The 16,944-nt window shown below is 61.6% G+C and carries 19 protein-coding genes; 16 read left to right on the top strand and 3 right to left on the bottom strand.

Going from position 1 to position 16,944, the window contains the following annotated elements; all coding sequences use genetic code 11:
- Positions 1-48 precede the first annotated feature (48 nt).
- From cobO to QMK54_RS08540, 14 genes are all read left to right on the top strand, one after another.
- Positions 49-660 carry a cob(I)yrinic acid a,c-diamide adenosyltransferase gene (cobO, locus tag QMK54_RS08475; protein ID WP_008049722.1) on the top strand — a complete coding sequence of 204 codons (612 nt, stop codon included), beginning with the start codon at positions 49-51 and terminating at the stop codon, positions 658-660.
- Positions 657-2,039 (top strand): cobyrinate a,c-diamide synthase, encoded by a 1,383-nt coding sequence (locus QMK54_RS08480; RefSeq protein ID WP_110661988.1) that lies wholly within the window; start codon positions 657-659, stop codon positions 2,037-2,039. Before cobO ends, QMK54_RS08480 begins: the two co-directional genes overlap by 4 nt.
- A complete protein-coding gene (bluB, locus tag QMK54_RS08485) occupies positions 2,036-2,686 on the top strand; it encodes a 5,6-dimethylbenzimidazole synthase (RefSeq protein ID WP_223593350.1) in 651 nt (216 codons plus the stop codon). The genes QMK54_RS08480 and bluB overlap by 4 nt, the downstream gene beginning before the upstream one ends.
- Positions 2,683-3,591: an adenosylcobinamide-phosphate synthase CbiB gene (gene cbiB, locus QMK54_RS08490; RefSeq protein ID WP_320402341.1), complete on the top strand. Its 909-nt coding sequence runs from the start codon at positions 2,683-2,685 to the stop codon at positions 3,589-3,591. The genes bluB and cbiB overlap by 4 nt, the downstream gene beginning before the upstream one ends.
- On the top strand, positions 3,584-4,576 hold the full coding sequence (gene cobD, locus QMK54_RS08495; protein WP_320402342.1) for a threonine-phosphate decarboxylase CobD: 993 nt from the start codon (positions 3,584-3,586) through the stop codon (positions 4,574-4,576). Before cbiB ends, cobD begins: the two co-directional genes overlap by 8 nt.
- Positions 4,573-6,024: a cobyric acid synthase gene (locus tag QMK54_RS08500; RefSeq protein ID WP_320402343.1), complete on the top strand. Its 1,452-nt coding sequence runs from the start codon at positions 4,573-4,575 to the stop codon at positions 6,022-6,024. Before cobD ends, QMK54_RS08500 begins: the two co-directional genes overlap by 4 nt.
- Before the next feature lie 118 nt (positions 6,025-6,142).
- Complete coding sequence (gene cobU / locus QMK54_RS08505) at positions 6,143-6,664, top strand: bifunctional adenosylcobinamide kinase/adenosylcobinamide-phosphate guanylyltransferase (RefSeq protein WP_110661458.1); 522 nt, start codon at positions 6,143-6,145, stop codon at positions 6,662-6,664.
- Positions 6,661-7,716, top strand: coding sequence for a nicotinate-nucleotide--dimethylbenzimidazole phosphoribosyltransferase (cobT, locus tag QMK54_RS08510; RefSeq protein WP_320402344.1), 1,056 nt, complete (start codon positions 6,661-6,663; stop codon positions 7,714-7,716). The genes cobU and cobT overlap by 4 nt, the downstream gene beginning before the upstream one ends.
- Entirely contained in the window at positions 7,713-8,288 is a 576-nt protein-coding gene (cobC, locus tag QMK54_RS08515; protein ID WP_320402345.1) for an alpha-ribazole phosphatase family protein, read from the top strand. The genes cobT and cobC overlap by 4 nt, the downstream gene beginning before the upstream one ends.
- A 2-nt stretch (positions 8,289-8,290) precedes the next feature.
- Positions 8,291-9,022 carry an adenosylcobinamide-GDP ribazoletransferase gene (locus QMK54_RS08520; RefSeq protein ID WP_320402346.1) on the top strand — a complete coding sequence of 244 codons (732 nt, stop codon included), beginning with the start codon at positions 8,291-8,293 and terminating at the stop codon, positions 9,020-9,022.
- A gap of 159 nt (positions 9,023-9,181) precedes the next feature.
- Positions 9,182-9,586 (top strand): MarR family winged helix-turn-helix transcriptional regulator, encoded by a 405-nt coding sequence (locus QMK54_RS08525; protein ID WP_110660961.1) that lies wholly within the window; start codon positions 9,182-9,184, stop codon positions 9,584-9,586.
- Positions 9,587-9,638: 52 nt separating this feature from the next.
- Positions 9,639-10,847 (top strand): MFS transporter, encoded by a 1,209-nt coding sequence (locus QMK54_RS08530; protein WP_223593336.1) that lies wholly within the window; start codon positions 9,639-9,641, stop codon positions 10,845-10,847.
- The gene (locus QMK54_RS08535) at positions 10,844-10,966 is read left to right on the top strand and encodes a hypothetical protein (RefSeq protein ID WP_263296180.1); all 123 of its coding nucleotides are present in this window, start codon (positions 10,844-10,846) and stop codon (positions 10,964-10,966) included. The genes QMK54_RS08530 and QMK54_RS08535 overlap by 4 nt, the downstream gene beginning before the upstream one ends.
- 70 nt (positions 10,967-11,036) lie before the next feature.
- Positions 11,037-11,597 (top strand): glutathione peroxidase, encoded by a 561-nt coding sequence (locus tag QMK54_RS08540; protein WP_223593326.1) that lies wholly within the window; start codon positions 11,037-11,039, stop codon positions 11,595-11,597.
- An 81-nt stretch (positions 11,598-11,678) separates the two neighbouring features.
- Here the strand turns inward: QMK54_RS08540 and QMK54_RS08545 are convergent, their stop codons facing one another.
- The 3 genes from QMK54_RS08545 to QMK54_RS08555 form a co-directional block, all read right to left on the bottom strand.
- Positions 11,679-12,950, bottom strand: a complete 1,272-nt coding sequence (locus tag QMK54_RS08545; RefSeq protein WP_320402347.1) for an OmpP1/FadL family transporter — start codon at positions 12,948-12,950, stop codon at positions 11,679-11,681.
- Positions 12,951-13,096: 146 nt separating this feature from the next.
- Entirely contained in the window at positions 13,097-13,579 is a 483-nt protein-coding gene (locus QMK54_RS08550; RefSeq protein ID WP_007984504.1) for a hypothetical protein, read from the bottom strand.
- 279 nt (positions 13,580-13,858) lie between these two features.
- Positions 13,859-14,083 (bottom strand): hypothetical protein, encoded by a 225-nt coding sequence (locus QMK54_RS08555; protein ID WP_007898912.1) that lies wholly within the window; start codon positions 14,081-14,083, stop codon positions 13,859-13,861.
- Between the two features lie 951 nt (positions 14,084-15,034).
- Here QMK54_RS08555 and QMK54_RS08560 point away from each other — a divergent pair.
- Together QMK54_RS08560 and rmuC are read left to right on the top strand one after the other, a co-directional pair.
- Positions 15,035-15,358 carry a sel1 repeat family protein gene (locus QMK54_RS08560; RefSeq protein WP_110660957.1) on the top strand — a complete coding sequence of 108 codons (324 nt, stop codon included), beginning with the start codon at positions 15,035-15,037 and terminating at the stop codon, positions 15,356-15,358.
- A 175-nt stretch (positions 15,359-15,533) separates the two neighbouring features.
- Complete coding sequence (gene rmuC, locus QMK54_RS08565; RefSeq protein WP_320402897.1) at positions 15,534-16,898, top strand: DNA recombination protein RmuC; 1,365 nt, start codon at positions 15,534-15,536, stop codon at positions 16,896-16,898.
- Positions 16,899-16,944 lie beyond the last annotated feature (46 nt).

The raw sequence follows: 16,944 nt of genomic DNA on the forward strand, positions 1-16,944 counted from the left end.
TTCTTGTGCCTGCCCGCCGTTATTCCTGCCTCAACGGAGAGCTCCCCCATGACTGATACCCCCGATCGTGACGAACGCCACCTGGCGCGCATGCAGCGCAAAAAAGCGGTGATCGACGAGCGCATCGCCAATTCCCCGAACGAGTGTGGCCTGCTACTGGTGCTGACCGGCAACGGCAAGGGCAAGAGCAGTTCAGCCTTCGGCATGCTCGCCCGCGCCATGGGGCACGGCATGCAATGCGGCGTGGTGCAGTTCATCAAGGGCCGCAACAGCACGGGCGAAGAGTTGTTCTTCCGGCGCTTTCCCGAGCAGGTGCGTTTTCATGTGATGGGCGAAGGCTTTACCTGGGAAACCCAGGACCGCCAGCGCGACATCGCCGCCGCCGAAGCCGCCTGGGCGGTGTCCCGGGAACTGCTGCGCGACCCGTCCATCGGTCTGGTGGTGCTGGATGAGCTGAACATCGCCCTCAAGCACGGCTACCTCGATCTCGATCAGGTACTCAGCGACTTGCAGGCTCGACCGCCGATGCAACACGTGGTAGTCACCGGGCGTGCCGCCAAGCCGGAAATGATCGAGATGGCTGACACCGTCACCGAAATGGGTGTGATCAAACACGCCTTCCAGGCCGGGATCAAAGCGCAGAAAGGCGTCGAATTGTGAGTCAGCCTCGGCACTGTCCGGCGGTACTGATTGCCGCGCCGGCTTCCGGCCAGGGCAAGACCACCGTCACCGCGGCGCTGGCCCGATTGCATCGCAATCAGGGACGCAAGGTTCGCGTGTTCAAGTGCGGCCCCGACTTTCTCGATCCGATGATCCTCGAACGCGCCAGCGGTGCGCCGGTGTATCAGTTGGACATGTGGATGGTCGGCGAGCAGGAGAGTCGCCGGTTGCTGTGGGAAGCCGCCGCTGAAGCCGATCTGATCCTGATCGAAGGCGTCATGGGGCTGTTCGACGGTACGCCGTCGAGCGCTGATCTGGCGCGGCATTTCGGTGTGCCGGTGTTGGGTGTGATCGATGGCACGGCCATGGCCCAGACCTTTGGCGCACTCGCCTTGGGGCTGGCGCGTTATCAGCCGGACTTGCCGTTCGCCGGGGTGTTGGCCAATCGTGTCGGCACGCTGCGCCACGCGCAACTGCTCGAAGGCAGCCTGACCGAAGGTTTGCGCTGGTACGGCGCGCTGTCCCGGGAAACCGGGATCGAATTGCCGAGCCGCCACCTTGGCCTGGTGCAGGCCAGTGAGTTGAACGATCTCGACCTGCGCCTCGATGCGGCAGCCGATGCCTTGGCCAGCAGTTGCGAGGTCGCGTTGCCGCCGGCAGTCGAGTTCGCCGCCCCGGATGTCATCGTTGCCGAACCGTTGCTGGCCGGTGTGCGCATTGCCGTGGCCCGTGATGAAGCCTTTGCGTTCACCTACGGCGCGAGCCTGGATTTGCTGCGGGCGATGGGCGCCGAGTTGTCGTTCTTCTCGCCTATTCGCGACCGTGCGTTGCCGGAGGCGGACAGCCTGTATCTGCCGGGTGGTTACCCGGAACTGCACCATGTCGCGCTGGCGCAAAACACCGCGATGCTCGACGCGATCCGCGCCCACCACCAGGCAGGCAAACCCTTGCTCGCCGAGTGTGGCGGCATGCTGTATCTGCTCGATTCCCTGACCGATGTCGAGGGCACGCGCGCCGAACTGGTGGGCTTGCTGGCCGGTGACGCGGTCATGCAAAAACGTCTGGCGGCGCTGGCATTGCAAGCGGTGGAATTGCCGGAAGGTTCGCTGCGCGGGCACACCTATCACCATTCGCTGACAACCACTGGGCTGGAACCGATTGCCCGGGGCTTGAGCCCGAATGGCGGGCGCGGAGCGGAGGCGGTTTACCGTGAAGGGCGCATGACTGCCTCTTATGTGCACTTTTATTTTCCGTCCAATCCCTCGGCGATTGCCGCGCTGTTTGCGCCGCACCTTGAGGCCGCCTTCGCTGGCAAGCCAGCGCCTACGAAGGATCACCTAAACCCTGTGGGAGCGGGCTTGCTCGCGAAGAGGCCATGAGCGACAACGCATTCTCTGAAGCCGAACGCCAAGCGGTCTACCGCGTCATCGCCGAACGCCGCGACATGCGCCACTTCAGCGGCGGCACGGTCGAACCCGAGTTGCTGCGGCGCCTGCTCGAGGCCGCGCATCAGGCGCCCAGTGTCGGCCTGATGCAGCCCTGGCGCTTCATCCGCATCAGTGATCGCGCCTTGCGCGGGCAAATCCAGGCCCTGGTGGAAGAAGAGCGCATCCGCACCGCCGAAGCCCTCGGCGAGCGCAGCGATGAGTTCATGAAGCTCAAGGTCGAAGGCATCAACGATTGCGCCGAGGTACTGGTCGCCGCACTGATGGACGATCGTGAACAGCATATCTTCGGTCGCCGCACCTTGCCGGAAATGGACATGGCCTCGCTGTCCTGTGCGATCCAGAACCTGTGGCTGGCATCGCGCGCCGAAGGGTTGGGCATGGGCTGGGTGTCGCTGTTCGAGCCGCAAGCCCTGGCCGATCTGTTGAGGTTGCCAGCAGGCGCCAAACCGCTCGCGGTGCTGTGCCTGGGGCCGGTCAAGGAGTTTTATCCGGCGCCGATGCTGGTGCTTGAAGGCTGGGCGCAGGCGCGTCCGCTACATGAATTGCTGTACGAAAATTATTGGGGAGTGAGTCAATGAGTGTGGCGTTGTTGAGTGTCGCCGCGGTTGCGCTGGATGCGCTGCTGGGTGAGCCCAAACGCTGGCATCCGCTGGTGGCGTTCGGCCGATTTGCCGACCGCATCGAGCAACGTTTCAACGGCGGCGGTCGCGGCTGGCGCAGCCATGGCGTCACCGCGTGGGTGATCGCCGTGTTGCCGCTGGTGCTGTTGGCCACGGCATTCTCCTGGGCACCTTACGTCGGCTGGATCGTCGAGATTCTCGCGCTCTATTGCGCCCTCGGCATGCGCAGCCTCGGTGAACACGTCACGCCTGTGGCCCAGGCTTTGCGCGGCGATGATCTTGATGAGGCACGCAAACGCGTGAGTTATCTGGTCAGCCGTAAAACCAGTGATCTGGATAAAACCGAAGTCGCCCGTGCCGCCACCGAGTCGGTGCTGGAAAATGGCAGCGACGCGGTGTTCGCCGCATTGTTCTGGTTTGCCGTGGCCGGTGTGCCGGGCGTGGTTCTTTACCGCCTGAGCAACACGCTGGATGCGATGTGGGGTTATCGCAACGAGCGCTTCGAGCGGTTCGGCTGGGCGGCGGCGAAGATCGACGACGTACTCAATTACGTCCCCGCGCGCCTGGTGGCACTGACTTACGCGCTGCTGGGCAAAACCCGGCTGGCGCTGAAATGCTGGCGCACCCAGGGGCCGACCTGGGACAGTCCGAACGCCGGCCCGGTGATGGCGGCAGGGGCGGGTGCCCTGGGCGTCGAGTTGGGCGGGGCGGCGATTTATCACGGCGAATTGCATCAGCGTCCGCAGTTGGGCGAAGGCGTGCCGGCGGATGCCGACGCCATTGAGCGGGGCTGGCAACTGGTGAAGCGCGGGGTATGGTTATGGCTGCTGATTCTCTGCATAGGGGCCGAATTTTATGCTTGAGCACGGTGGACGATTGCGCAAGGCAGCGCTCGAATACGGCATAGAGGAGGCCGACTGGCTGGACCTGTCGACGGGCCTTGCGCCCTGGCCGTTCCCGGTGCCGGATATTCCGCTGCGGGCCTGGGCTCGTTTGCCGGAGGCGGACGATGGTCTGGAACAGGCCGCCTGTGATTACTACGGCACCTTGCAGGCATTGCCGGTGGCCGGCTCGCAAATGGCGATCCAGCTGCTGCCGCGTTTGCGTCGGGCGGGCAAGGTGGGTGTGTTGTCGCCGTGTTACGCCGAGCACGCCGAAGCGTGGCGTCGCAACGGCTACATCGTGCGTGAAGTGCTGGAGCACGAAGTCGATTTCTTTGTCGACAGTCTCGACGTGCTGGTGGTGGTCAATCCGAATAATCCCACAGGCCTGAGCCTGACGCCCGCTCGCCTGCTCGACTGGCACGCGCGACTGGCCCAGCGCGGTGGCTGGCTGGTGGTGGACGAAGCGTTCATGGATAACTCGCCGCAACTGAGCCTGGCGCCGTTTGCCCATCAAGTCGGGTTGATCGTCTTGCGCTCCTTCGGCAAGTTTTTTGGCCTGGCCGGTGTGCGCCTGGGGTTTGTGCTGGCCGAGCGCAAGTTGCTCAAGTTGCTGGCAGAACAAGTCGGGCCGTGGGCTGTGAGCGGGGCAACCCGGGTCGTGGGCCAGGCCTGCTTGCGCGATACCCAGGGGCAGGCGCGGCAACGGGCACGCACCGACGAGGCCGGCGAACGCCTGGCGACGCTGCTGGAACAACACGGGTTCCAGCCCCAGGGCGGTTGTGCGCTGTTCCAGTGGCTGATCACCGAGCGCGCCGAAGAGCTGCATGAATTCATGGCCCAGCGCGGCATTCTCCTGCGGTTGTTCACGCACAACAGCAGCCTGCGCTTCGGCTTGCCTGGTGACGACAGCGCCTGGGCACGACTGGCGCAGGCATTCGAAGATTTCGCCAAGGAAAACCAATGACCACGCTGATGGTGCAGGGCACCACATCGGATGCCGGTAAAAGCACGCTGGTGACCGCGCTGTGCCGTTGGGCCACGCGCCAAGGCACCCGGGTGGTGCCGTTCAAGCCGCAGAACATGGCCCTCAACAGTGCGGTGACCGCCGATGGTGGCGAGATCGGCCGCGCCCAGGCGGTACAGGCCCAGGCCGCGAACCTTGAACCGCACACCGACATGAATCCGGTGTTGCTCAAGCCCAACAGTGACACCGGTGCCCAGGTGATCATCCATGGCCGCGCCGTCACCACCATGAACGCCGTTGCCTATCACGACTACAAAACCATCGCCATGCAAGCGGTGCTGGCCTCCCACGAACGCTTGAGTGCGGCGTATCCGCTGGTGATGGTCGAGGGCGCGGGCTCGCCGGCGGAAATCAATCTGCGCGCCGGCGACATTGCCAACATGGGCTTCGCCGAAGCGGTGGATTGCCCGGTGCTGCTGATCGCCGATATCAATCGCGGCGGGGTTTTCGCGCATTTGCTCGGTACACTGGAGTTGCTGTCAGCGAGCGAACAGGCACGGGTCAAAGGGTTCGTGATCAATCGTTTTCGCGGCGACATCGCGTTGCTGCAACCCGGTCTCGACTGGCTCGAAGAGCGCACCGGCAAACCGGTGATCGGCGTGCTGCCGTACGTGATGGACCTGCACCTGGAGGCCGAGGACGGCATCGATCAACGCCAGACTGTCAAAGCCGAACAGGTGCTGAAGGTGGTGGTGCCGGTGCTGCCGCGCATCAGCAATCACACCGATTTCGATCCGCTGCGCCTGCATCCGCAAGTGGACCTGCAATTCATCGGCCCCGGCCAGGCGATTCCACCCGCCGACCTGATCATTCTTCCCGGTTCGAAAAGTGTGCGCAGCGACCTCGCGTATCTGCGGGCCAACGGTTGGGCCACCGCCATTGCCCGGCATCTTCGTTACGGCGGGAAACTGCTGGGGATCTGTGGCGGCCTGCAGATGCTCGGTGAGCAAGTGCATGACCCGCTGGGCCTCGAAGGCGCGCCGGGTTCCAGCGCCGGTTTGGGGCTGCTGGCGCTCCAGACCCAGCTCGAACAAGAGAAGCAGTTACGCAATGTGCGTGGTCGCCTGGCGCTGGAAGATGCGCCGGTGGCGGGTTATGAGATTCACGCAGGCGTGACCACCGGGCCGGCCCTGGAAAATGCGGCCGTGCAACTGGATGACGGCCGCTGCGATGGTGCGCAAAGTGCTGACGGACAGATTTTCGGTACCTACCTGCACGGGCTGTTCGAATCGCCGGCGGCGTGCAGTGCGCTGCTGCGCTGGGCCGGGTTGCAGGATGTGCAAGCCGTGGATTACCACGCCTTGCGCGAGCGTGATATCGAGCGGCTGGCGGATCTGGTGGAGAAGCATCTGGATACCGGGCTGTTGCGGCAGCTCTGCGGGATCTGAGGTGAACACTCTGGCCTCTTCGCGAGCAAGCCCGCTCCCACAGTTGACCGCGTTCTAATGTGCGGGCTTGCTCGCGAAGACTGAACTGGCCACACCGCTCATTTGAAAGGATGTAACCATGCTCCAACTGATCCTCGGCGGCGCCCGCTCCGGCAAGAGTCGCCTGGCTGAAAAGCTCGCCATCGACAGCGCGCTGGCCGTGACCTACATCGCCACCAGCCAGCCACTGGATGGAGAAATGAACGAGCGGGTCGCTCATCACCGCGCCCGTCGCCCTGCCGAATGGGCACTGATCGAAGAACCACTGGAACTGGCCCGCGTACTGCGTGAAAACGCCCGTGCCGACCACTGCCTGCTGGTGGATTGCCTGACCCTGTGGCTGACCAATCTGCTGATGCTCGACGATGCCGAGCGCTTGCAAGCCGAACGTGATGCCTTGCTGGACTGCCTGGCGTCGCTGCCGGGTGAAATCATTTTTGTCAGCAACGAGACCGGAATGGGTGTCGTGCCGCTGGGCGAATTGACTCGCCGCTATGTCGATGCAGCCGGTTGGCTGCATCAAGCTCTGGCCGAGCGTTGTCAGCGTGTCGTCCTGACCGTCGCCGGCCTGCCCCTGACCTTGAAAGGAACTGCGTTATGACTCAATCCTGGTGGCTGAACCCGTGCAAGCCGGTCGATACCCAAACGCTCGAACAGGCCCGGGCGCGGCAGCAGCAACTGACCAAGCCGGCCGGTTCCCTCGGCCAGCTGGAAGCGGTGGCGGTGCAACTGGCGGGATTGCAGGGGCGGGTCAAGCCGAGTCTGGAGCAGGTGTGGATCGCGATTTTTGCCGGCGACCATGGTGTCGTCGCGGAGGGCGTGTCGGCGTTTCCCCAGGAAGTCACCGGGCAGATGCTGCACAACTTCGTCAGCGGAGGCGCAGCGATCAGTGTGCTGGCGCGGCAACTGGGCGCTTCCCTTGAGGTGGTCGATCTCGGCACGGTCACGCCGTCGCTGAATCTGCGGGGCGTGCGTCACTTGAACGTTGGCCCGGGCACGGCGAATTTTGTCCAGGGATCGGCCATGACCGAGGCCCAGGGGCAACTCGCCTTGCAGGCCGGCCGTGACAGCGTGCAGCGGGCAATTGCCAGTGGGGCGCAGTTGTTTATCGGTGGCGAAATGGGCATCGGCAACACCACCGCCGCCAGCGCCCTGGCGTGTGCGCTGCTCGATTGCCCGGTGGGCCATTTGACCGGACCTGGCACCGGACTCAACGCCGAAGGAGTCAGCCACAAAGCCCGGGTCATCGAGCGCGCCCTGGCCTTGCATGGCGCGCAGCGTGGCGATGCCTTGCAGACCCTGTTCAACCTCGGCGGTTTCGAGATCGCCGCGCTGGTCGGTGCCTATCTTGCCTGTGCCCAGGAAGGTGTCGCGGTGCTGGTGGACGGCTTCATTTGCAGCGTCGCGGCGCTGGTGGCGGTGCGCTTGAATCCTGAGTGTCGTCAGTGGCTGTTGTTCGGTCATCGCGGCGCCGAGCCGGGGCATCGTCATGTGCTGGAAACCCTGAACGCGCAGCCGTTGCTCGACCTCGGCCTGCGGCTTGGCGAAGGCAGTGGCGCGGCATTGGCGTTACCGCTGCTGCGCCTGGCGTGCGACCTGCACGGGCAGATGGCGACCTTCGCCGAAGCTGCCGTGGCAGATCGTCCGGCATGACCTTGCGCCTGGACCTGTTGCGTCACGGTGAAACCGAACTCGGTGGCGGCCTGCGCGGCAGTATCGATGATGCGTTGACCGACACGGGCTGGGCGCAGATGCGCGCCGCCGTGGTCGGACAGGGGCCGTGGGATCGGCTGGTCAGTTCACCCTTGCAGCGTTGTGCGCGGTTTGCCGAGGAGCTCGGTGCGCAATCGGGTGTGCCGGTACAACTGGACAAAGACCTGCAAGAGTTGCATTTCGGCGCCTGGGAAGGACAGAGCGCGGCGGCCTTGATGGAAACCGACGCGCAGGCTCTGGGTTTGTTCTGGGCCGATCCTTATTCGTTCACGCCGCCTCAGGGGGAGCCGGTTGTAGACTTTTCGGCGCGGGTGCTGGCAGCACTGGAGCGGTTGCATGCGACCTGTGCCGGTGAGCGCATTCTGCTGATCAGCCATGGTGGTGTGATGCGTCTGTTGCTGGCGCAAGCCCGGGGGCTGCCGCGAGAGCAACTGCTCAACGTTGAGGTCGGGCATGGCGCACTGTTTACGCTGACGCTGGAGCCCGCTGGCTTGTTGAAGGAAGTGTCCTGACCATGCTGCCATTCTGGATCGCCCTGCAATTTCTCAGCAGCCTGCCGATTCGCCTGCCTGGTATGCCTGAGCCTCGGGAGCTGGGGCGGTCACTGCTGTTTTATCCGCTGGTGGGATTGCTCTTTGGCGCCATTCTGTGGGCATGCAACTGGCTGCTGCTGGGTACGCCAACGTTGTTGCACGCGGCGTTGCTGCTGAGTGTCTGGGTACTGCTCAGCGGCGGCTTGCATCTCGATGGCCTGGCGGACAGCGCCGATGCATGGCTCGGCGGTTTTGGCGACCGCGAGCGCACGCTGACCATCATGAAAGACCCGCGCAGCGGGCCGATCGCCGTGGTGACGCTGGTGCTGGTGTTGTTGCTCAAGTTCACCGCGCTGCTGGCGCTGATCGAGCAACAGCACTCGCTTGCCTTGATCATCGTGCCGTTGATCGGTCGCAGCGCCTTGCTCGGTTTGTTCCTGACTACACCCTATGTGCGTGCGGGTGGGCTGGGTCAGGCATTGGCCGATCATCTTCCGCGCTCGGTGGGCAGGCAGGTGTTGGCGGTCAGTGCACTGGCTTGTGTGTTGATCGCCGGTTTGAGTGGCGTGTTGGCGGTGGTGCTGGCCGTTCTTGGATTTGCCTGGTTGCGGCAGGTGATGCTGCGGCGCCTGGGCGGCATGACGGGGGATACGGCAGGGGCGATGCTGGAGTTGATCGAGGTCGGGGTGCTGGTTGGTTTGGCGTTGGCTTGAGGGTGGTGGTGAATGTGCTGGCCTCTTCGCGAGCAAGCCCGCTCCCACATTAGAACGCGGTCAATTGTGGGAGCGGGCTTGCTCGCGAAGACTTTCTGCAGAACACTGCTAACCCTCATGTAACTTGATTTAACCGACTCGCGGGTATATACACGCACCATGCTCGATTCCCAATGTTTATGCATCAACCTGCGTCGCGCCGCCCGTGGCGTCAGCAGGCATTACGACGGCGCTCTCGATGGCTTCGGGATCAACGTTGCGCAGTATTCTTTGCTGTGCAATCTGCAGCGTCTGGATCAGCCGAGCATCTCGACCCTGGCCGAGGCCATGGGGCTGGATCGCAGCACTCTTGGGCGCAATTTGCGGGTGCTGGAGGGTGAAGGCCTGGTGACGCTGGTCGAGGGTGAGGACATGCGTAATCGCATCGTCCTGCTGACCGAGGCCGGGGCGGAGCGCCTGAAGGCTGCCTTGCCGGCCTGGGAAGCCGCTCAGCAGCGCTTGATCGATCGCCTGGGTGTCGAGAAGCGCGAAATCTTATTGAAGTTGCTGGACGAACTGGCATGACGCCGGTTTTTCCAATTATACGCGGGTATATACCCGCTACCGGAGTACAACAATGACATCGATGTGGCGTACATGCGGCTGGGTTCTGTTGGGGAGTGCGCTGATCCTTGCGTTGTCTCTTGGGGTTCGACATGGCTTCGGGCTGTTTCTGGCACCAATGAGCGCCGAGTTCGGCTGGGGTCGTGAAGTCTTTGCCTTCGCCATCGCCTTGCAGAACCTGATCTGGGGCCTCGCCCAGCCGTTTACCGGCGCCCTGGCTGACCGCTTCGGCGCGGCGAAAGTGGTGCTGATCGGTGGCGTCCTGTACGCAGTCGGACTGATTTGCATGGGGCTCTCCGACTCGGCGGTGACCCTGTCCCTGAGCGCCGGCCTGCTGATCGGCATCGGACTGTCCGGTACCTCGTTCTCGGTGATTCTGGGGGTGGTCGGCCGCGCAGTACCGGCGGAAAAACGCAGCATGGGCATGGGGATCGCCAGTGCGGCCGGTTCGTTCGGCCAGTTCGCGATGCTGCCCGGCACGCTCGGTCTGATCGGATGGCTTGGCTGGTCCGCGGCGCTGATGGCGCTGGGTTTGCTGGTGGCGTTGATCGTGCCGCTGGTGAGCATGCTCAAGGACAAGCCGCTGCCCGTCCTGGGTCACGAACAAACCCTTGGCGAAGCCCTGCGTGAAGCCTGTTCCCACTCCGGATTCTGGCTGCTGGCGTTCGGCTTTTTTGTGTGCGGATTCCAGGTGGTGTTCATCGGCGTGCACCTGCCGGCCTATCTGGTGGATCAACACCTTCCGGCGACGGTCGGCACCACGGTGCTGGCGCTGATCGGCCTGTTCAATATCTTCGGCACTTATACGGCTGGATGGCTCGGCGGGCGCATGTCCAAGCCGCGTTTGCTTACCGGTCTGTACTTGCTGCGGGCGGTGGTCATTGCGTTGTTCCTGTGGGCGCCGGTGACGACCACCACGGCTTATCTGTTCGGCATGGCGATGGGCTTCCTGTGGCTGTCGACGGTGCCATTGACCAACGGTACGGTGGCGACCTTGTTTGGTGTACGAAACCTGTCCATGCTCGGTGGGATAGTTTTCCTGTTTCACCAGCTCGGTTCGTTCCTGGGCGGCTGGCTGGGTGGCGTGGTGTACGACCGTACCGGCAGCTATGACTTGATCTGGCAGGTCGCGATTCTGCTGAGCCTGATGGCTGCCGCCCTGAACTGGCCAGTGCGTGAACGGCCGGTGGCGCGCCTGCAAACACAATTGAGTGCGACATGAACAGTCTTTGGCCACGAATCACGGTGCTTGCCGTCGGCGCGTTGCTGCTCGCCCTGGCGTGGTGGGGCTGGCATCAGGGCGGGTTGGCGCTTATGCAGTTGGGCATGAGCATCTGCTAGCAGCAGGCTTGCTAGCATGCGGGGATGGCGAGTAACGTCGAGCTTTGACGATTGTTCAAGGATGCTCGAGATGCTCAAACGCTGGTGTGCCGTTCCCGCGTTGCTGATGGCGTTGTCAGGACTGACCTGGGCCGCAGATTGCCCTGAGGTGCTGCAGGGCTCGCTGCCGAAACTGCGGGCCAAGGAGTCCATCGACCTGTGCCAGCGTTATGCCGACAAACCGCTGGTGGTGATCAACACCGCGAGCTTCTGCGGTTTCGCGCCGCAGTTCGAGGGCCTTGAAGCGCTCAATCAGCGCTACAAGGGGCAAGGCCTGGAAATGTTGGGTGTGCCGTCCAACGACTTCAAGCAGGAGTCCAGGGACAGCGCCGAGACCGCGAAAGTCTGCTATGCCAACTATGGTGTGACGTTCACCATGTCTGAGCCGCAGAAGGTACGTGGCGACGGCGCCACCCATCTGTTTCAGGTACTGGCCAGGCAGAGCAGCGCACCGAAGTGGAATTTCTACAAGTATGTGATCGACCGCCAGGGTAACGTGATAGCCAGCTTTTCCAGCCTGACCAAACCGAACGACCCCGAGTTTCTGGCCGCAGTGGAAAAGGCCATTGCTTCCGCGCCGCTGAAACCCTGATCGAAAGCCACAAAAAAGCCCCGTGTCGGTCACCCGAACGGGGCTTTTTTGTGGGCGAGGGGTCAACCCCGCCATGCAGCATCAGAAGCGGTAGGTTGCGCCAACACCGAAACCGTTTGCCGAGTTTTCATACTTGGAATCGTAGGTCTGGCCACGATCGTTTTCGTTTCTGATATTGACCGACTCTTCCTTCAGGTACGAGTAGGCGACGTCGATGGTCAGGTCTTCGGTCGGGCTCCAGCCGGCACCGATGCTGAAGATGGTCCGGTCGCCAGTAGGGATGCGTGGCGAGCGGTCGACGTTGTTGGTCGGCGACTGATCGAAAGACAGACCGGTACGCAGGACCCATTCCTTGTTCAGCTGGTAGGAAGTACCAATGGCGTAAGCCCAGGTGTCGTGCCAGTTTTGCTCTTCGGTAATTTCACCGAACTGACCAGCCAGCACCGGTTGTACGCCATCGTTCTTGACGGTGATTTTTTCCAGCTGGCTCCAGCGGGTCCAGGTGGTACCCGCGTAAGCGGTCCACCTGTCGTTCAGCACCTGGGTGACCGAGAAGTCCACGGATTCAGGCGTGGTGATCTTCAGCGATGCATCGTACTTCTGGTTGGCACCCAGACCGATTGCGCCCAGCACGCCGTAGTTGACCTTGGTATCGCCTTCGAGCTTGTAGTCGACTTTCGAGTGGTAAGTCAGACCCAGGCGGGTGGTATCGGTCGCTTGCACCAGCACGCCGATGTTGTAGCCCAGCGCGGTGTCATCACCCTTGATCTTGACCTTGCCGTCCGGCGCCGCCTGAGTGATCGACAGGTTGGATTCCAGCGTGCCATCGATGCGGTTGATGGTCGGGCCGAAACCGATCGACACCTTGTCGTTGAAGGCGTAGCTGACGGTTGGCTGCAGGGTGACGATTTGCACTTCGGACTTGCTGCCGAAATAGCGACCGGCAAAGCCGTTTTCGTAGTCGGTAATCAGGCCGAATGGCACGTACACGCCTACACCGAATGCCCAATGCTCGTCGATTGGCTTGACGTAGAAGCCCATAGGTACGGTGGTGAAGGGCACCATGTCGCCATCGTTGCTACCGCTGTTAGGGCTGGAGCTGGCGTGGCTGATATCGGTTTTTGCATCGAGGAATGCAACGCCACCGGTAACCTGTTCGCGCTTGATGCGCGACATGCCGGCAGGGTTGCCATAAACAGTACTTGCGTCATCGGCAGAAGAAGATCGCCCGGCGTACCCAGTCCCCATCCCGCTGATGCTGTGTTCGTTGATGGCAAAGCCAGCTGCAAAGATCTGGGTGGATGCCATGGCAACGGCGAGGCTAATGGTGGATTTGAGCATTACTTTTTTCATTATTAGAACTCCTGGTGATCACCGGGGCGAAAATTACCAACATTTTCGTCCCAGCGCCATAGGCTGTATGGCTTGAGTTAGAGCGGTTTTGTAGGACAATCCGACCAGAATCGCTGCGTGTTGCGCGATCTTTGGATCCAGAAGTGTCAGCAGGCTACCTGATTCAGCGGTGAAACACAGGTTTGCCAGGCGCAAGTGAAATCACGCAGACGCCCCTGTGGCTGAAATGTCTGGCGCCAGATTCTGGCCATGCCCAACAAATCATCCGGAGCGGGGAGGGGGGTGTTCTGTTCTTCAACCAGCAGCCAGGCGATGGCTGTGGCGTAACGCAGGTTGACGGTCAATTCGAGGTGCGGGCCGCTGAGAAACGCATGCTGGCTGGCCAGGCCGCGGACCAGGCTCGCACGTTCCGGATCAAGGGCCAGGTAATGGTCCCAAAGGGCCTGGTGGCGGGGCTCGGCGATGCGGTACAGGCCGTGCCCACGGCGGTCATGCAGGGCGGAACCAAGGGCCGACTGGCTGGCGGCAATGCCCAGCAGCAGGGATTCGGCAGTAGCGCTATGGCGTCCGAGGTAGATCAATGTCGGACGAATCACGTAGCGGCACAGTTCGCTGGCAGCGATACCCATATAACCCTCGAAAAACCTGAATTGGACGGCGATACCTGAAAGGGGGGGCTTGGCAGCTGTGAATCGACTCAGGCTCGCCGCAAGCGGGTCAAGCCGCTTGAGTTGAAGTGTAGTGTCATATTCGCGCTGTAAAGGACTGTTTTTAAAATATTTCCAGCGACCAGTTATAACCGTTATATCGGATCGTGCTTAGTCGTGATTCGAGGAAAGGGAAACATCGGGCAATAAAAAGCCCCGCTTTTCGGGCGGGGCTTTTGGTTTTTCAGCCTTTCTGGCGTCTCAGGCAACCAGTGCCTGACGGGTACGCTCGATCACGGCCTGCAGCGGCTCGGCGCTGGAGTATTGATCGGGGTACAGGCGTTCGCTGTGACGAGCGATGCCGTGTTCGTTGACCAGGGTGAAGCTGAAGCAGCCTTTGCGAGCGGCCATGATCAGGCAGTTCATTGGTGCAAAAGCGTTGGTTAGGGTGCGAATGGCATCCTGAGTGTGGATTTGAGTAGACATTATTGGGTGTTCCTACAAATGACACGGATAAGAACCGTGCAACGTTAAAACGTTCCAGTAACGTCGATCACCATTGATCGTACGAAGAACCCGACTGGAACAAAGCAGCCAGTTTGAAGCGCTGATAAGTTGGCGCGCTTGGGCTGGCAGGTAGGTACTTAGGAGGGCAGGCAACACATCAAGGGCAAAGGTTCTGGGCCCGGGGTGAAGATCCTGATCAATTTGCAGGTTGGTTCGAGCAGAGTAAGCAGGCGGAGCAACAGCCTTTGTTTTCGATTCAAAGGTTGTGTCGGCGCAAGATTTACCTGGAAACCATCGAGGTGGTCGATCCCGCTTGTTCGGTGGAGGCTTCCGTTGGGAAGGCTGACCCGGGGGGATTTGTTCGACCAGAATTGACTTTCAGCTTGGTACTAACGCCGCGGATAATAACGGATTGAACTGGCGAATGGAAGTGTGCTAGCGAAAAGATTTCCAAAACGGATTGATTTGCCCCTGTGTCCGGTCTGAATCCGACCATTGGTCATGGAGATTTTCAGCCGCGCATCGGTCTAAATGCCGGCTTTGCCAGCGTTTATCCCCAGGCAGAGCAAAAAATGCGCCGAAAAAGCGCATCGATATAACCGCCGGGAAGGCACTTGTGCACATTAGTTGCAGAGCCTGTCACCCTGCTGTCATCTCCCGTTCAAGCTCAGTGGCTGCCTGTAACCAAAATTTAAGTCAATGAAAAACATCGCTTTTTTTTACTGGTGAAAAAATCGTCAGTTTGACTGCGAGCCCCATTCCACAGGGCTTTGAGCGAGTTCAGGGGCGGTTGTCCACTGAGTTATCCACAGCTTCTGTGGATTGTCCCGAGCGCTTGCTCTAGGACGGGCGTGCCGAGATATTTTCAGCTTTACCTGTAAGAAAAAGAGAGTAAAGTTGCGCGCCTTCCGATCTGCCCCACAGTGCTTTATGAAGTTTCGCTCAGCCCCCGTTTCCTCTTCCTCCACACCGCCTTCTGTTGCCCCTACCAAGCGCTTTTCCATGCGCGTGGCGGAGTGGCTGTTGGACAGTCCGCATCTGGGTGAAAACCGTAACGTCAAACACATCGCTGGACGCCTGCTCAAGCAACCGGCCCGTGAAGGCGTGGTGGCTGCGCAAAGCCGCCTTGGCCAGTTGATGTGTCGCGAATGCGGGAATGCCCGGGACCGCCGGATCGGCCAGGACCTGCTGCGTCAGGCCGCCCGGGCAGGCGATCGCCGTGCTCAACAGGAACTGGGGCTGATCGAAGACTGAGCTGTCCAAGACCGGACGCCTTGGTTAACCTTCAGGCTTTATCCGAATGGCAGGAGTGGCTATGGCAATGGACTTGACCAGCGTATTGCTGGGTCTGGCAGCGGCTGCGTTGCCTCTGCTGGTGTTGGCCTGGCAACTTCAGCGTCGGGCCAGCAGCACGCAAGCCGATGTCGCGCTGCTGCAAGAGCGCCTGGCCACGGCGCAACTGGCGCAGGACGGATTGAACGCACAGCTCGAATCCAGCCGCGACGAAATCGCTGACCTGTCTCTGGCCAACGCCGCGAAACAGGCTGATCTGGCTGCGCTGCGTCGTGAAGTCGAACTGTTGCAGATCGAGCGCGACGACGCCCGGGACGCCGCCCATGCCTGGAATATCGAACGCGCCGGCAAAGAAGCCGAACTGCGCCGCCTGGATGCCCAGGCCGCCTCGCTCAACGCCGAATTGCGCGAGCAACAGGACAGTCATCAGCAGAGACTCAGCGACCTGCAAGGTTCGCGGGACGAGTTGCGCGCGCAGTTTGCCGAGCTGGCGGGGAAAATTTTCGATGAGCGCGAGCAGCGTTTTGCCGAAACCAGTCAGCAGCGCCTGGGGCAGTTGCTCGATCCACTCAAGGAACGCATCCAGTCTTTCGAAAAACGTGTCGAGGAAAGCTATCAAAACGAGGCTCGCGAACGTTTCTCCCTGGCCAAGGAGCTGGAGCGCCTGCAACAGCTGAATTTGCGCTTGAGCGATGAAGCCACCAACCTGACCCGTGCCTTGAAAGGGCAGAAGACCCAGGGCAATTGGGGCGAACTGATTCTTGAGCGCGTGCTTGAGCATGCGGGGCTGGAGAAGGGCCGCGAATACCAGACTCAGGTCAATCTCAAGGGGCCCGATGGCGAACGCTTCCAGCCGGACGTGATCATTTACCTGCCGGGTGACAAGCAGGTGGTGGTCGATTCCAAGGTCAGCCTGACGGCCTATCAGCAGTACGTGGCGGCTGAGGACGAGGCCATCGGCCAGATCGCCATCAAGCAGCACGTGCTGTCGTTGCGCAATCACGTCAAGGGCCTGGCGGGCAAGGATTACAAACGCCTCGATGGTTTGCACAGCCTGGATTTCGTGTTGCTTTTCGTGCCGATCGAGGCAGCGTTTTCTGCCGCGTTGCAGGCTGAACCGACGCTGTTCCAGGAGGCATTCGACCGCAACATCGTGATTGTCAGCCCCACCACGTTGTTGGCGACCCTGCGCGTCATCGACAGCCTGTGGAAGCAGGAGCGCCAGAGCCAGAATGCCCGGGAAATCGCCGAGCGGGCCGGGTGGCTGTACGACAAGTTCGTGCTGTTCATTCAGGATCTGGACGAGGTCGGCAATCGCCTGCAGCAACTGGACAAGGCCTACAGCTCGGCACGCAACAAGCTGACAGAGGGCCGCGGCAACCTGGTCAGTCGCAGTGAACAACTCAAGCTGCTGGGCGCGCGGGCGAGCAAGAGCCTGCCGGCGGACTTGCTGGAGCGGGCGATGACCGATGTGGATGGGTTGGTCGAGTTGCCGGAGTAGCGCGGACCCTGTGGCGAGGGGGCTTGCCCCCGTTGGGTCGCGCAGC

The organism is Pseudomonas sp. P5_109 (genome assembly GCF_034009455.1).
GTDB lineage: Bacteria > Pseudomonadota > Gammaproteobacteria > Pseudomonadales > Pseudomonadaceae > Aquipseudomonas.

Coding starts and splice junctions, on each gene's coding strand:
- cobO (WP_008049722.1), top strand. CDS start 49: ATGACTGATACCCCCGATCGTGACGAACGCCACCTGGCGCGCATGCAG.
- bluB (WP_223593350.1), top strand. CDS start 2,036: ATGAGCGACAACGCATTCTCTGAAGCCGAACGCCAAGCGGTCTACCGC.
- cbiB (WP_320402341.1), top strand. CDS start 2,683: ATGAGTGTGGCGTTGTTGAGTGTCGCCGCGGTTGCGCTGGATGCGCTG.
- cobD (WP_320402342.1), top strand. CDS start 3,584: ATGCTTGAGCACGGTGGACGATTGCGCAAGGCAGCGCTCGAATACGGC.
- QMK54_RS08500 (WP_320402343.1), top strand. CDS start 4,573: ATGACCACGCTGATGGTGCAGGGCACCACATCGGATGCCGGTAAAAGC.
- cobU (WP_110661458.1), top strand. CDS start 6,143: ATGCTCCAACTGATCCTCGGCGGCGCCCGCTCCGGCAAGAGTCGCCTG.
- cobT (WP_320402344.1), top strand. CDS start 6,661: ATGACTCAATCCTGGTGGCTGAACCCGTGCAAGCCGGTCGATACCCAA.
- cobC (WP_320402345.1), top strand. CDS start 7,713: ATGACCTTGCGCCTGGACCTGTTGCGTCACGGTGAAACCGAACTCGGT.
- QMK54_RS08520 (WP_320402346.1), top strand. CDS start 8,291: ATGCTGCCATTCTGGATCGCCCTGCAATTTCTCAGCAGCCTGCCGATT.
- QMK54_RS08525 (WP_110660961.1), top strand. CDS start 9,182: ATGCTCGATTCCCAATGTTTATGCATCAACCTGCGTCGCGCCGCCCGT.
- QMK54_RS08530 (WP_223593336.1), top strand. CDS start 9,639: ATGACATCGATGTGGCGTACATGCGGCTGGGTTCTGTTGGGGAGTGCG.
- QMK54_RS08535 (WP_263296180.1), top strand. CDS start 10,844: ATGAACAGTCTTTGGCCACGAATCACGGTGCTTGCCGTCGGCGCGTTG.
- QMK54_RS08540 (WP_223593326.1), top strand. CDS start 11,037: ATGCTCAAACGCTGGTGTGCCGTTCCCGCGTTGCTGATGGCGTTGTCA.
- QMK54_RS08545 (WP_320402347.1), bottom strand. CDS start 12,950: ATGAAAAAAGTAATGCTCAAATCCACCATTAGCCTCGCCGTTGCCATG.
- QMK54_RS08550 (WP_007984504.1), bottom strand. CDS start 13,579: ATGGGTATCGCTGCCAGCGAACTGTGCCGCTACGTGATTCGTCCGACA.
- QMK54_RS08555 (WP_007898912.1), bottom strand. CDS start 14,083: ATGTCTACTCAAATCCACACTCAGGATGCCATTCGCACCCTAACCAAC.
- QMK54_RS08560 (WP_110660957.1), top strand. CDS start 15,035: ATGAAGTTTCGCTCAGCCCCCGTTTCCTCTTCCTCCACACCGCCTTCT.